Here is a 13,675-nt window from a genome sequence, read left to right as displayed (position 1 = left end):
GCAAGATTAATTTTCATTTTGATTTTATTCTTCCCGTCTGCAGCACGAATATATGTACTTAAAAAACCCGGCTGAATAAGCCGGGTTGAGTCATATCATTAGTTTGTCGAGAAGATATACTCTGCTTTCATACGGCTGAAATACCATTTCATCGTCAATATCTTCGTTGTTTTTATAATTGCTGAGAAGCAGGGATGCCTGGTCCTTGCCGCAGTACTTAGGCCAACGGAATACAGCCTGCTCTTTCGAAAAGTTATTGACCGATAATAGCTGCTGTTTGGCGTTTTCCCTCATATATACAAACAGCTGCGGATCATCCGGAAGCAAAAGCTCATAGCTCCCTTTGATAAGATCGGCGTACTGCTTTCTCAAGCTGATCAGTTTTTTGTAATAGGTTAAGATTGAATCAGGATCTTTCTGTGCTTCCTCCACATTGATGGACAAGAAGTTCGGGTTGACCTTGAGCCAAGGCGTGCCGTCAGTAAATCCGGCATTCTTGCCGCTGCTCCACTGCATCGGCGTCCGGGCGTGATCCCGGCTTTTGGCTAAGATTGATCTTATCACATCTTCTGGATCATAGCCCTTTTCATACACCCGTTTATGATACATATTGATCGTTTGGATATCTTTGTAGTCCTCAATCCGGGTAAACGGCGCGTTTGTCATCCCGATTTCTTCTCCCTGATAAATATACGGCGTGCCCTTCATGAAATAAAGTACGGTAGCCAGCATTTTTGCTGATGCTTTGCGGTATTCCCCATCGTCTCCGAACCTGGACACAATCCGGGGCTGGTCGTGATTGCACCAAAACAGTGTATTCCAGCCTTGATGTTCAAGCTTCTTTTGCCAATTTGTCAAAACTGTTTTTAAATCAGAAAGCTCAAGAGGCTTCAAATCCCAATGTTCTTTTCCAGGCTGCTGATCAAGCTCCATATGCTGAAAGTGAAAAATCATATTCAGCTCATGCTTATCGGTTCCCGTATATTTCAGTCCTTCCTCTGGTGTAACACTGCCAACCTCTCCGACAGACATGACATCATAGTGAGAAAATACTTCATCTGTCATTTCTTTTAAATAGTCATGAATTCGTTCGCCATTTGGCTGGAAAGGCTTCGGCTCAGCCTGCTGATTGATATAGTCCTCATACGACGGAAGATATTCTTTCTTGGAGATGAGATGGAGCTGATCAATGCGCAGGCCGTCCACCCCTTTATCGAGCCAAAATTTCATCATGTCAAATACCGCTTGGCGCACCTCAGGATGCTCCCAATTTAAATCAGCTTGTTTAACAGCATTCATATGGAGATAATATTCCCCCGTGTGCTCCTCGTATTGCCAGACCGGGCATCCGTAGTCAGACACCCAGTCCGTTGGCAAGCCGTTCTTTGTGCCGGGACGCCAAAAGTAATAGCTGCGGTATTTGCTGTTTTTGTCCAGCTCCGCTTCTTTAAACCACGGATGCTCGACCGATGTGTGGTTTAACACAAAGTCCATCACCAGCTTTAATCCGCGCTGGTGCACCTGGTCAAGCAGTTCGTGAAAATCATCCATCGTTCCGTATGAATCCATAATCGTCTTATGGTCCGTCACATCATATCCGTAGTCAACATTCGGAGAAGGGTAAATCGGACAAATCCAAATCACATCTGCCCCGAGCTCTTTTATGTAGTCAAGACGGGAAATGATCCCCTGCAAGTCTCCAATACCATCTCCATTGCTGTCCTGAAAGCTTCTCGGATAAATTTGATAAACCACTGCATCCTTCCACCAGTCTGTCTTCATCCCGCAATCCCCCTGTTTTGTATTCTATTCAAGCTGTGATGGATAAAGTGTCATTCCGCCGTCGACGAAAAGTGTTGTGCCGGTCACATAGCTTGCTTCCTCAGATACGAGCCAAGCCGCTGCTGCCGCCACTTCTTCCGGCTTTCCGAAGGCTTTCATCGGGATTTTTTTCAGTTGTTTTTGCCTGTTTTCTTCCTTTTTCGTATCAACATTTGATTCTGTGGCAATGGTGCCGGGCGCTATCGCGTTAACGCGGATTCCTTTATCTGCATAGTTGAGCGCCAGCGTTTCCGTCATCATCTTCATGCCGCCTTTGGACGTAGAATATTGAACGTTAACGGGGCGCGGGATCTGCTGGTGAACACTCGAGATATTCAGTACATTGCCTTTGATGTTGTTTTTGATCATGTGGTTAAGCGCTGCTTTCGCTCCCAAAAAGGTTCCGGTGACGTTGACATCAATCACTCTCTGCCAATCTTCAAGACTCATCTCATGCGGCATGGCCTCCGTACCGTTAAAGCCGGAGTTGTTCACCATCACATCAAGTGTGCCGAAGTGCTCTAAAGCGGTGTCCAAGAGCGCCTGAATCCCTTCTTCTTTTGACACGTCCGCCTCAACTGCGACGGCTTGCCCTCCGTTACGCTTAATGATTTCTACCGTTTCATCTGCTCCTGACGGGTCACTGTGGTAATTCACGACAACATTCATTTTCTCTTGTCCAAACCGTTCCGCAATGGCTTTTCCGATTCCTTTTGAAGAACCTGTTACAATCGCTGTTTTTCCAGTTAAATCTTTATACATACACAATATCCTCCTCTGACTTTTCATTATGCAGTGGAAAATACCCTATTTTTCCGGGTTGAAAACAGCAAAAAAATAAGCAGAGAACCTGTATGTTCTCTGCCATCTCCTATTGAAAACGCTGCTCGGCAAGCGTTTTTTTAATATTCATCAGCCTGCGGTAAAAGAATGCAGCGGACTCGTAGCGTTCCTGCTGATTGAAACGTTCTGCTGTATCATGCAGCAGTTCTTCTGCATCGGCAAGAAGCTGGCGGGATTCCAGGAGGTCAAAGCATTCTTCAAGCACGCTTCGGTCGCCGCTGCCAAGATACAGCTCATGAATGAGGCGGAATTTCGTTAAGTACATGTCATCTTCCCATTCAGCTGCGCTCTTCATCCCGTGTCCAAACATCTCTATCGCTTTGTCGTATTTTCCCTGTTTACAATAGATATGGGTCAGTGAAAAAACGGCTTGAACGGCTTGCTGAAAGTTGTGCTCCTCAAAAATGGCGGCGGCTCTTTTGAAATAGCCCTCCGCTTCACTGAAATCGCCCAGACTGTACTTACAGTGTCCGACATTATAATGGGCAGCGGCGATCATATATGCTTCCTCCAGCTGCCTTGCATGATCTAAGGCGCTGCACAAGTGTGTCAGCGCTTTTTCATGATGATACACATCGGTCAAATTTCCGGCGATGATAAATTCACACTGCACACGGCGGCGCCCGTACAGTTCATATTTCGTATAGATATCCAGCGCCTGGCTCGCATAATTCATGGAAAAATACGTTTGCTTGATGTGATAATACACTTCTGCAACCTTAAAAAGAAACTCAGCTTTTTCAATTTCATCCTCAACATACTCAAGCTTTTCCTCGGCATGTTTATAATGGTCAATTGCTAATATGAAATTTTTCTGCTTAAATTCGTACATTCCTCTGAAATAATAAAAGTAGTATTCCAATAAGCCTGTGAGTTTTTGCTGATTGCTTTCAATTTCTTTCAGCATATCAGAGAACGGAGGCTTGGTGTCGCTGTCTTTCACCGGCATCAGCTTATCAAGCATGATTCGGTGCCTGAATTCCATCAAAGAAAAATATAAAAGCAAGTCCTGATTTTCTTCCATGTCTTCTAAATCGTATTCAATCTCTTGTTTTAACGCTTCTGCTTGTTCTGCTTCAAATGCGCGAATGAGCTTGTACCATTCGTTTAGCTTTACTGCTACTTCTTCAGATGGAATCTTTGCTCTCATCGGTCTGCCTCCTTCCTCCTGCTACTATTTATGTTATATTTTATCATAGCTAATCTCGTTTAGAGAGAGTCTATCTCCTAAAAGCGTTAACACTCAGAACATCATGAGAAAGTGAGACCAATATGAAATTATCTGCAAAAATATTCGTTATCTTATGTATTCTGTTTCTTCTTGATCTGTGTTTTAGTTCGATACGGCACGAATGGCATTCTCAAAATGCCCTGCAGGATATGCCTGTCCCTTCAGCTCTTCATCCGATTGTGAAGCAGAATGCCGATGCTCTCAAGGCCGCAGCAGCGAAAAAAGGCATTAGCGTTGTCATTACAGAAGGGTTCAGATCCTTTAAGGAACAAGACGAATTATATAAACAGGGACGCACAAAAAAAGGAAATATTGTCACCTATGCAAGAGGAGGGGAATCATATCATAACTATGGTTTAGCGGTAGATTTCGCCCTTCAAAAAAAGGATGGCAGCATCATATGGGATATGGAGTATGACGGCAATCAAAACGGCAAATCAGATTGGCTGGAGGTTGTCGAGATTGCTAAGAAACTCGGTTTTAAGTGGGGCGGGGACTGGAATCGATTCAAGGACTATCCCCACTTGGAGATGATTCCTGACTAGACACCCTCACCGCCTTTTCTTTTTCCTTATGTGCGCATCAATATAGGAAGGATAAACCGGCTTATAGACAAGCTTGTAATGCTGATCGCTGCCTGCTGCAAAATCAGGCTGCCACTCCAGCTTTACATCAAACGCAGCTAAAAACGTTTCTCTCGCTTCTTCAGCTGAAACATCCGGCCTGTGATTGATTGTTTCCAACAGTTCAGGATCAATATCCGGCGCCATAAAAGCATCAATTTTCCCCGTTTCCGGGTTGACAATGATGCGGGCAGCGCCGAACCGCAGCGGCACTCCTTTATACCAGACAGAAAAATGATTGCGGACCCTGCCTCTTTCATCAATTCGGACGGGATTCACTCTGAAAAACTCAGCCGCTCTCGGATAGAGGGCATACAAAAATTGAAGCGCGATCTCCTGGCATTCTTCCGTTGAACATTGGCGGGTGTCCCGCCGGTCCATAAAAGAAATCGCTGCTTTTAATTTTCCTGTTCTTTTATCAGTCTTCATTTTGATTGTATTTTTATTTCTCGTTTCAAAATAGCTTCCTATGCTTAAATCTTTCCGCTCCGGTGCAGTGCCTTTGCGCCACGTGCTTCCCATTTCTTCTCCAAAGTCCTTTTCACTGACTTTCTGCATATCAGAGGTGAGGCCCAGCATAGCATATATATCGGTGTCTTCCGCATTCTGAAGCGGCGGCAAAGGCGCCCCGTCTTCTATTCTTTCATCTGCGATATGCTGGTCGGGCACGATTTCGTCTACATCCGCGGGATAGCTGTATCCCGGAAGAATCGGTTCATACACAAGCCTCGGTTCCTGTTCGCCATCAATGACATCGTACATCAGCTGCAAAGACATTGTATTTAAGTAATGAGACACAACCTTCTCTTTTGGTACAAATTCCGTTGGCACTTCGGCTTTATGCTCTTCTCCGTAATATAAAAAATGGACAATCTGTCCGCTTCGGGTCATATCAATTAAAAAGCCTGAATTGGGAAGCGGAAGCCCCAGCTCCATTTTGGTATAGACAAAACGGATGTGCTGTCCCCGTTCTTCCTTGCCTTGAAAATGAAATTTCATAAATGTGCCGGGATGGTTGGCTGCAGCAAACTGAAGGGCCGTCAGCTTCAGCTCGGCATCTGGAAGCTTGATGTCTGCCTCGGAGCGCACGGTTGTTGAAAAGGTGAGTAAAGCGCCATCCTTTCCAAGTTCAACTATAATGTGCTTTTCCGGATCTTCGGGGTCCTTCCAGATGAAATATGCCTGCCCGTTCTTCTTTTGCTTTTCGTCGTAATCTTCTATCTCAAGCTCATAATGCGGCGGTACATTCCCGATCTCTTGCGCCTTCTTTTTCAGCTGTTTAGTAACCAATGAAGTCATCCTTTCAAAGAGTCTACGACAAAGAGAATCCTGTTTATTATATAAAAAGACCTTTCTTCATTTAAAGTGAAGAAAGGTCCTTTTCTATTATTGTCATTGTTTTTCAATATTCTTTCTGCTACTTTTATCACACCTCACCTTATACGCCCGCGGCATTTGTGTGACTTTTGGCTGTTTTACCATAAACTGATAACAGGCTCTCCGGTATGAGCTTCTATCAAACGCGGATACACCGGCTTGTAGACGAGCCGGTAGATGTGTTCTTCATCATCACGGTATTCTCTCTCCCAGCCAAGCTCAACTTTAAAATGCTGCCAAAAGATAGACTTGGCCTGTTCTGCTGAAATGGCCGGAACCGGATGAATGGTTTCCAGCTCCTTCGGGTCAATATCCGGTCCCATATAAACGGTAATGTGCCCAGTTTGGCGGCTGACGCAGATTCTGATCTGCCCAAACCGGAGCGGCACCCCGTGACAGTGCGCTTCAAATGTAAACCCGGCAACTGCGTTTTCTTGTTCATCTGGCTCATCGTACCTGATCTTAAAATATTGATCGGCATTCGGAAATAAAGCAAACAGAAAGCGAAGCGCGATTTTTTCGCACTCTGCCTCAGTTACTGTCAACGGCCCTTTTTTCTCCATAAATGACATGACGCCTTCGAGTTTTCCGGTTTCTTTATTATGGATCGTTTTCAGCACTTGATGAGTCCGTCCCTTCAACCAGCTGTCCATGCTTTTATCAGCCGGTTGATATACAGGATCATCTGGATTCCGCCAAACGATCCCGATTCTCCCGTCTCCCAAATCCGTTTCCCGCTCTTTGACAAAGCCTTTTTCGATGCCGATCATGCTGCTGGGATCTGCCTTATCGTGAATGCCCTCGAATAAAGGGAGAGGAAAGCTCTCCCGCTCCCTGTCATCGTCATCATCAAAGTCTTTTTCTTCTTGAACCAAATCGGCAGGTACAGTAATGGCCCTACACTCAGGCTCATACACCAAATGCGGCTGATCATCTCCGTTTTTGTAAACGGAACGATGGAGAATCTCAAATAAAAGGTCGAACTCCACATCTTTCTTGAAATAGGCAAGCGCCTCTTGAACATCCGCGACCCGCTTTGGCTTGATGATGCTGCCCGCTTTGCCGTAATAGCGGAAGTAAATGATCTCACCCGATAAGGAAACTTCAGCCATTAACCCACTCATGGGAAGAGGAAGTCCGTCCTCCATTTGAACATATGAAAATCTCACTTTATCATCGTATGTACGTTCGTTTTCTTCAAGGACAAAGACAGACAGTGCCCCGGGATAATGAGTCTCGACAAATTGGCGCATAATATCCTCTAGTTTCTCCTCAGACAGCTTTTCTCCGCTTTCAGGCTCAGTATCACGAGAGAGGGATTCCAGCTCCCCGCCCGGCCCAAGTTCCACGATAATGCCGGTGTGTTCATCCTGAGGATCTACCCAACAAAAATGGGCTCCTTTCTCGTCACCGCCATAATCTTCAATTTCCAGTTTTAAGTGAGCCGGCACCCGGCCGATTTCCAATGCTTTTTGTTTCAGTTCCTCTTTCTTCACAAAGACAGCCCCTTTCATCATTCTTATGTCTCCTTCAACCAGTTAAAAAGTAATAGTCTAAAATACACAAATTTCTGAGTTTACCAGTTTTACCAGAACATTTTTCACCAAAAATAGTATGATGAACCTATTCAATATAAAAGCTAATAATCTTAAAATTAATTCCGTTGTAACTTTTTATAGGTCCATTCATGACAAAGAAGGGCGGAGTTTCCAGAAAATCCGGTGAAAACCGTGAGAAAAGAACTGATTTTTTTGGTTAAATGATGCTAATCCATTCAAAAAGATCCATTTCTCAAAGACAAAAGACTCCCCTTTCCTAAACCATTTGAGGAGGAAAAATGAATGTTTCAGAAAAAAACGTATGCTGTTTTCCTAATTCTTCTGCTGATGATGTTTACAGCTGCTTGTTCCGGCAGCAAAACAAGCGCGGAGAAGAAAGAATCAGAAACAGAAAAAAGCTCAGATATAGCTCAAGTCAAAATCAAGGATGTTTCTTATACGCTTCCGTCTAAATATGATAAATCCACTTCAGATGACCAGCTTGTGTTAAAAGTCAATGTCGCTGTGAAAAACACAGGAAAAGAACCGCTGAACGTGGACAGCATGGATTTCACTTTGTATCAAGGTGATACCAAAATGTCTGACACAGATCCTGAAGACTATAGCGAAAAGCTTCAAGGTAGCACGATTAACGCTGACAAATCGGTTGAAGGAAACCTTTTCTTCGTTGTAGATAAAGGCGAGAAATACGAGCTTACCTATACGCCGGAATCTTACGGTGATAAAAAGCCAAAATCAGTTACTTTCAAAATTGACGGAAAAGACAAAAAAATCCTTGCGACAGCAGATCAGCTTCAAGACTCTGCAAAAGCGCTATCGGCCTATGTTGATGTCCTTCTTTTCGGTAAAGACAACGCTGATTTCGAAAAAATTACCGGCGCTAACAAAAATGAAATTGTCAATGATTTCAACGAATCAGCCAAAGACGGCTATCTCTCAGCTTCCGGCCTTTCAAGCACATATGCCGACAGTAAAGCACTTGATAATATCGTCAACGGCATCAAAGCAGGATTAAGCAAAAACTCTTCTATCCAGGCGAAAACAACTTCGATCTCCAAAGACGAAGCGATCGTTGAAGCTACAATTAAACCTGTAGACGCGTCTTCACTCTCAGACCGCATCGAAGACAGAGTGAAAGACTACTACAACAAAAACACTGACGCAAGCTATGAAGAAGCTGTGAAATACGCGCTTCAAGTATATCCTGAAGAATTCAAAAAGCTCGGACCTGCTTCATCTGAAAAAACAGTTGAAGTGAAAATGAAGAAAAATGACATCGACCAATGGCAGCTTGATATGGACGATTACAGAGCAGCAGAATTAGTTGAAGCATTCATCAAAGAATAAAACACCAAAAGGAAATAGCCTCCGAGGCTATTTCCTTTTTTATGTGAAGATTCCGCTGATGAAATTCGCTTCATCTTCGGTCAGTTCAATGTTCAAGGTTTTTAGGTTCTCTTTCAATTGCTCAGGACGTTTAGCGCCTGGAATAATGGCGTCTATCGCCGGTCTTGTTAACAGCCACGCCAAGGCGAGATGTGCTGTCTCCACTTGTTTTTCCTCCGCTACCGCTTTCAGCTTGTCCACTTTTTTGAGATGCTGACTAAACGTTTCTCCCTGAAATTGCGGCTTGTCCTTTCGAAAGTCTTCAAAAGCCGTGTCTTTCGTGAATTTTCCTGTCAGCAGGCCGGATGCGAGCGGAAAATAAGGAATAAAGGAAATGCCTTGTTTTTCACAATACGGAAGCAGCTCCTTCTCGGCATCACGCCGAATCAGAGAGTATTCTGACTGAAAAACGTCCAAATAACCGTCTGCATTAAACTCCTGCAATTGCTGATAGTCGAGGTTCGAAGCGCCGACCGCTTTGATTTTCCCTTCATCCTTCAGCTCCTTCAGTGTACCCGCCACTTCTGCAAGAGGCGTTTTGCCATCCGGGAAATGAACATAGTACAAATCAATATAATCGGTTTTCAGCCGCTTCAGGCTCTTTTCCACCTCGCCGCGAAGAAATTCCCGGCTGTTATCTAATTCAATGCTGCCGTTCACTTCTTTATGGGCCCCTTTGGTGGCAATGATGAGCTGATTGCGGCCCCCGCGTTCCTCCAGGACCTCACCGATTAATTCTTCGGAACGCCCCAGTCCATATATAAAGGCAGTGTCGATAAAGTTAACGCCGCCATCCAATGCAGCGCGGACCAAATCCTTCCCTGTTTCATCATGTAGATTTGGAAATAGATTATGCCCGCCGACCGCATTCGCGCCAAATCCAATCCGCTTCACCTGCAGCTTCGTTTTGCCGAGTGTACGTGTTTGATCCATCGCTCTTCTCCTTCGAAACCAATTTAGATGAAAAATAGGGCAGGGTCACTTTCTGTATTAGATATCCTTTTACTATTTTCCTTCTTTTTTCAGGATATACAAAAAGGAGAAAGTGTATTTCTCCTTTTGCAAGTTTATTTTGGCAGAACCCATTTGTCTTTCAGGAAGCAGGCTGGCCAGTTTGTGAAAACAGCACACCAGGAATGGATTAAAAAATGCTCGATACATTGTATCAATCGTTTGGCCGTTCAACGAAAAGCGGCGCTCATGAAGGAATGGGCACGTATATCATTCAAAAACTGGTTAAGAGCGCTTTTGGCAGACTGGATTTTACATACCGCCACCCTGTCTTCCGGCTAGAAATCAAAATTCCGTTTCAAAAATAAAAAACCTTGAAAAGCTCAGCTTTTCAAGGTTTTTTGATTAAGAGGATAGCGCTTTTGCAAAACGATCCGCTTCTTCTTGCAGCGTACTTTCAATTTCTTTGTATCGGCTGGAAATCGTTGATGCGCTGACGCCGTATTTTTTCGCCAGTTTGGCTTGAGAAACAGACGCGCCGTTCAGAGAAATCGCATTCACATAATATTCAACTGCTGCTGCGAAAGCTTCTGGTTTTCTGATGACGGGTGACTTTTTCTCACAGAATGTTTTCCAGATGTCAATGACAGCCGGAATCAGTTCAGTCGGATACTCATCTCCGCTCATGCCTTCTTCGATAGCTGCAGCTGTTTCTTTCTCCATGTCGTTTGCCCACTCAACACTGTTTTCTTCAACAGCTTCTGCTTGCGGCTCTTCATCTTTCTCAGCTAACAGCGCGAACAGAACGTTGTTGAATTCTTGCTTCATGAAGTCCTCCGGCGCTTTGCCGTTCTTCACAGCGGCATCTGCGTATTTCTTCACCTTGCTGATCAGCGCTTCTGTTCTCTTCACCGGGAAGATCGTGAACTGCATGAAGAATTCTGCTTTTTCTGCTTCGTGGATTGGATATCCGAGAATCAGGCTTCCCACTGGCGGGAGGTCTTGATTGTTGGCATCCATTTCCACTTCAAATTGTTTTTTCGTAATGACATCTTCAAAGTGAATGACAGCATCTTTCAGATCCTTCAGCAGCAATAAAGCAGGCGTCATGCTCTTCCATGATTCAACGATCTCACGCGTTTTCGGACGAGTGATCGAATCACCTTTTTTCTGAAGGTACTCCTCGAAGATTGTCTTTTCACCAGCAAGCGGGTGGAAGAAGATTCCCCAGATTCCCAAATTAAATACGCTGATGTCTTTCGTCTGTCTGTCCATAGCAGAAAGAAAATCATGCTGGTTGATAAAGCCTGAGATGCTTTCTCTATGTACTGTGAAGGCATACTCCACTAAGTCTTCCTGAATTTGTTTTGCTTCTTTTGCCGCTAGTTCTGTCGGAAAGTCGACAACTTTACTTCCGCAGCATTTTTTATATTTCTTGCCGCTGCCGCATGGGCAAGGGGCATTTCGTTTCACTTTTCCCACAATAAACCCTCCGAATTCTGTTGTAACTTTTCTATTTTAACAAAAATAACTTCTGAGGGCTTGGTTTCGGGCTAAAAAAGAATTTGGCAATGTGAAAAGCCCAGTGATTATGCTAATTTACCTATGTACTTTTCACTGCCTTTTATAAGCAAGGCTTATAAATTATCCCCATTTTAGCTCTTCTATTTTTCCAATTATTGAATATAGATTCACATCTATGCGTTTTTGATGTGGTCGGCAGAGGCAGTGATGTTGGCAGGCGCATTTACGAAGAAAAAATAACCTTGAAGAAAGGAATCTTCAAGGTTATGTATCTCGTTAGTTTGTATTTTGGCCCCCGCCGTTCAGCCCTTCTTTAATCAGGCTGTTGACTTGACTGTTCATCAATAAACCGATGTGTCCAACACCATGAATTTGAACGTTTTTCGCACCGTCTAATTTTGATAAATAATTCATGACAATCATATCGGCACTGCTGTAAATGGATGTGTATAAAATCTTTTGATTCGGATCTGTTCCCGGAAGCGCCTTGCTTGTCACCAAACGGTTCGCGCCGCCGAGCGTTACGACGTTTTCAATTTTATTTCCGCCGTCCAGATTTTTTATGTAGTAAAGTGTGTTCGCGCCCCCCATGCTGTGAGCGACAATATCCACTTTTTTCGCACCTGTTTCATCTAAAACCTTTTGCACAAATCGTGATAATACCGGGCCATTGTTATAATTCGTGCCTGTCTTGTCCCAAAAATCAACTGCATACAGCTTGTCCCGCGACCAGCCTTGAGATACGAGATAGCTCTTTATCCCTGCAAAATTGTATGATGCACCTCCAATCCCGTGAACCATAACGACTGGATTGTGCTCAGCGGCTTTTGCTGACGGCTGCACCGCCAATAGCGATGTAACGGACAGCATCAAAATTGTTACAAGTACAATGAACTTACTTCTTACAAATTTCATAATATCCTCCTTTTTTTGTAACAAATTCTCCAATTATATTAATTTACCATTTCGAATAAGTAAAGGGTAAATCTTACTTATTTTAAACAAATTTTAAGGTTTAGAGAAAACTTATGTCCTAAAATGCCGAAAAAAGAAGGCTTATTCGCCTTCTTTTCTTTAATATTCGTTGAAATAAGCCTGGATTTTTTGAGGATCGTCTGTTTTAGTGAGCGCAAGCATCAGCAATATTCGTGCTTTTTGCGGGTTTAAAGAGTTCGAAGCCAGAAGATCTTTTTCCGCATAGTCTTGGTTTGGTGTCACGATACCATTTCCCGTACGGGTTGAGCGCACCACAGTGACGCCTTTTTTGGCTGCGCTGACCGCTCCTTTTTCCGCTTCGTCAGATAAAGAACCGTTCCCTGAACCAGCGTAGACAATCCCTTTTGCTTCGGCTTTCACTGCCGCGTCAAACAAGTAGCTTCCGTCATTTTGGTACCCGTACATAATATCTACTTGCGGCAGCTGATCAAGGTTTGAAACCGAAAAGTCTGTATCCTTTGTATGCTTGCGGGTTATTTCATTATTAAAATAGATATCATCAGCAATCGTTCCGACGTATCCCATTTCTTCTGATTGAAAAGTATCCGTTGCAGTTGTGTTTGTTTTGGTCACGTAGCGGGCTGACGCAATGCGGTCGTTAAGAACGACGAGCGTCCCTTTTCCTTTTGCCTCAGGTGCGCCTGCCACTTTAACTGCATTGTACAGGTTAGACGGCCCATCGGCGCTGATGGCTGTCGACGGTCTCATCGAACCGACGACAACAACCGGTTTATCGCTTTTCACAGTGAGGTTCAAAAAATAAGCGGTTTCTTCCAATGTATCGGTTCCATGCGTCACGACGATTCCGTCTACATCTTCTGAATCTAGCAATTTATTAATGCGTTTCGCCAGCTTCAGCAGGATGTGATTATCAATGTTTGTGCTGCCGACGTTCACAATCTGCTCTCCGCTGACGTTCGCAATGTCCTTCATTTCCGGAACAGCCTCGATTAGTGATTCAACGCCAACGACACCTGCTTTATACTCAGTGGTTGAGGTTTTCGATTTATCCGCCCCTGCAATTGTGCCCCCTGTCGCTAAGATTTTAATGTTTGGCAGGTCCTTTTTTCCAGAGGCGGAGGCTGAGGATACTTTTTGTGTCTGCTGTTTTTCTTTCGGGGGTTCCTTTGTTGCAGGAGATTGTGAGCATCCGGTAAAAGCAAGCACTAATGCGGTAAAAAGAGCGAGTATGAGCAATCGTTGTTTTTTCATCCGTTTCTCTCCTTACATTCTTATGATGTCTAATCATTGAATATTTCGTTTACCCAGTCAAAGGGTGTGTCAGCTTTTCTCTCTGTTTTTTCGTACAGTGAATTTCTCTTGACAATTGATGGTTGAATCAAGATAATAGACCAGTCACTATA

General features: G+C 44.0%; 11 protein-coding genes and 2 pseudogenes. 4 read left to right on the top strand and 9 right to left on the bottom strand.

The window, feature by feature from the left end:
- Window positions 1-90: 90 nt before the first annotated feature.
- The 3 genes from MOC09_RS05540 to rapJ form a co-directional block, all read right to left on the bottom strand.
- Complete coding sequence (locus MOC09_RS05540; protein ID WP_268369845.1) at window positions 91-1,782, bottom strand: glycoside hydrolase family 13 protein; 1,692 nt, start codon at window positions 1,780-1,782, stop codon at window positions 91-93.
- A 24-nt stretch (window positions 1,783-1,806) separates the two neighbouring features.
- Window positions 1,807-2,583, bottom strand: a complete 777-nt coding sequence (locus tag MOC09_RS05535; protein ID WP_268369843.1) for an SDR family oxidoreductase — start codon at window positions 2,581-2,583, stop codon at window positions 1,807-1,809.
- A gap of 109 nt (window positions 2,584-2,692) precedes the next feature.
- Window positions 2,693-3,814: a response regulator aspartate phosphatase RapJ gene (rapJ, locus tag MOC09_RS05530; protein WP_268369841.1), complete on the bottom strand. Its 1,122-nt coding sequence runs from the start codon at window positions 3,812-3,814 to the stop codon at window positions 2,693-2,695.
- A 122-nt stretch (window positions 3,815-3,936) separates the two neighbouring features.
- On the opposite strand from rapJ, the gene MOC09_RS05525 reads away from it, so the two are divergent.
- On the top strand, window positions 3,937-4,440 hold the full coding sequence (locus MOC09_RS05525) for a M15 family metallopeptidase (RefSeq protein ID WP_268360116.1): 504 nt from the start codon (window positions 3,937-3,939) through the stop codon (window positions 4,438-4,440).
- 6 nt (window positions 4,441-4,446) lie between these two features.
- On the opposite strand, the gene MOC09_RS05520 is transcribed toward MOC09_RS05525, so the two are convergent.
- Both MOC09_RS05520 and MOC09_RS05515 read right to left on the bottom strand, forming a co-directional pair.
- Complete coding sequence (locus MOC09_RS05520; RefSeq protein ID WP_268369838.1) at window positions 4,447-5,808, bottom strand: YcdB/YcdC domain-containing protein; 1,362 nt, start codon at window positions 5,806-5,808, stop codon at window positions 4,447-4,449.
- 185 nt (window positions 5,809-5,993) lie between these two features.
- Window positions 5,994-7,409 carry a YcdB/YcdC domain-containing protein gene (locus MOC09_RS05515; RefSeq protein WP_268369892.1) on the bottom strand — a complete coding sequence of 472 codons (1,416 nt, stop codon included), beginning with the start codon at window positions 7,407-7,409 and terminating at the stop codon, window positions 5,994-5,996.
- Between the two features lie 173 nt (window positions 7,410-7,582).
- Here MOC09_RS05515 and MOC09_RS05510 point away from each other — a divergent pair.
- Both MOC09_RS05510 and MOC09_RS05505 read left to right on the top strand, forming a co-directional pair.
- Window positions 7,583-7,651, top strand: a pseudogene (locus tag MOC09_RS05510) (hypothetical protein); the annotation flags it as partial.
- Between the two features lie 85 nt (window positions 7,652-7,736).
- Window positions 7,737-8,801, top strand: a complete 1,065-nt coding sequence (locus MOC09_RS05505; protein ID WP_268360118.1) for a DUF4352 domain-containing protein — start codon at window positions 7,737-7,739, stop codon at window positions 8,799-8,801.
- A 39-nt stretch (window positions 8,802-8,840) separates the two neighbouring features.
- On the opposite strand, the gene MOC09_RS05500 is transcribed toward MOC09_RS05505, so the two are convergent.
- Window positions 8,841-9,773: an aldo/keto reductase gene (locus MOC09_RS05500; RefSeq protein ID WP_268369836.1), complete on the bottom strand. Its 933-nt coding sequence runs from the start codon at window positions 9,771-9,773 to the stop codon at window positions 8,841-8,843.
- 182 nt (window positions 9,774-9,955) lie between these two features.
- Here MOC09_RS05500 and MOC09_RS05495 point away from each other — a divergent pair.
- Window positions 9,956-10,159: pseudogene (locus MOC09_RS05495) on the top strand (ATP-binding protein); the annotation flags it as partial.
- A 37-nt stretch (window positions 10,160-10,196) separates the two neighbouring features.
- On the opposite strand, the gene MOC09_RS05490 reads toward MOC09_RS05495, so the two are convergent.
- The 3 genes from MOC09_RS05490 to MOC09_RS05480 all read right to left on the bottom strand — a co-directional run bounded on the left by MOC09_RS05490 (window position 10,197) and on the right by MOC09_RS05480 (window position 13,523).
- A complete protein-coding gene (locus MOC09_RS05490; RefSeq protein WP_268367190.1) occupies window positions 10,197-11,273 on the bottom strand; it encodes a helix-turn-helix domain-containing protein in 1,077 nt (358 codons plus the stop codon).
- A 318-nt stretch (window positions 11,274-11,591) separates the two neighbouring features.
- Complete coding sequence (locus MOC09_RS05485; protein ID WP_268367191.1) at window positions 11,592-12,230, bottom strand: esterase/lipase family protein; 639 nt, start codon at window positions 12,228-12,230, stop codon at window positions 11,592-11,594.
- Between the two features lie 159 nt (window positions 12,231-12,389).
- A complete protein-coding gene (locus MOC09_RS05480) occupies window positions 12,390-13,523 on the bottom strand; it encodes a type II asparaginase (RefSeq protein WP_268369834.1) in 1,134 nt (377 codons plus the stop codon).
- Window positions 13,524-13,675 lie beyond the last annotated feature (152 nt).

The organism is Bacillus sp. N12A5 (assembly GCF_026790125.1).
Classification (GTDB): domain Bacteria; phylum Bacillota; class Bacilli; order Bacillales; family Bacillaceae; genus Bacillus.
The sequence above is the reverse complement of the archived record's forward strand: the minus strand, read 5'-3'. Positions and strand labels throughout refer to the sequence as shown.

Coding starts and splice junctions, on each gene's coding strand:
- MOC09_RS05540 (WP_268369845.1), bottom strand. CDS start 1,782: ATGAAGACAGACTGGTGGAAGGATGCAGTGGTTTATCAAATTTATCCG.
- MOC09_RS05535 (WP_268369843.1), bottom strand. CDS start 2,583: ATGTATAAAGATTTAACTGGAAAAACAGCGATTGTAACAGGTTCTTCA.
- rapJ (WP_268369841.1), bottom strand. CDS start 3,814: ATGAGAGCAAAGATTCCATCTGAAGAAGTAGCAGTAAAGCTAAACGAA.
- MOC09_RS05525 (WP_268360116.1), top strand. CDS start 3,937: ATGAAATTATCTGCAAAAATATTCGTTATCTTATGTATTCTGTTTCTT.
- MOC09_RS05515 (WP_268369892.1), bottom strand. CDS start 7,409: ATGAAAGGGGCTGTCTTTGTGAAGAAAGAGGAACTGAAACAAAAAGCA.
- MOC09_RS05505 (WP_268360118.1), top strand. CDS start 7,737: ATGTTTCAGAAAAAAACGTATGCTGTTTTCCTAATTCTTCTGCTGATG.
- MOC09_RS05500 (WP_268369836.1), bottom strand. CDS start 9,773: ATGGATCAAACACGTACACTCGGCAAAACGAAGCTGCAGGTGAAGCGG.
- MOC09_RS05485 (WP_268367191.1), bottom strand. CDS start 12,230: ATGAAATTTGTAAGAAGTAAGTTCATTGTACTTGTAACAATTTTGATG.
- MOC09_RS05480 (WP_268369834.1), bottom strand. CDS start 13,523: ATGAAAAAACAACGATTGCTCATACTCGCTCTTTTTACCGCATTAGTG.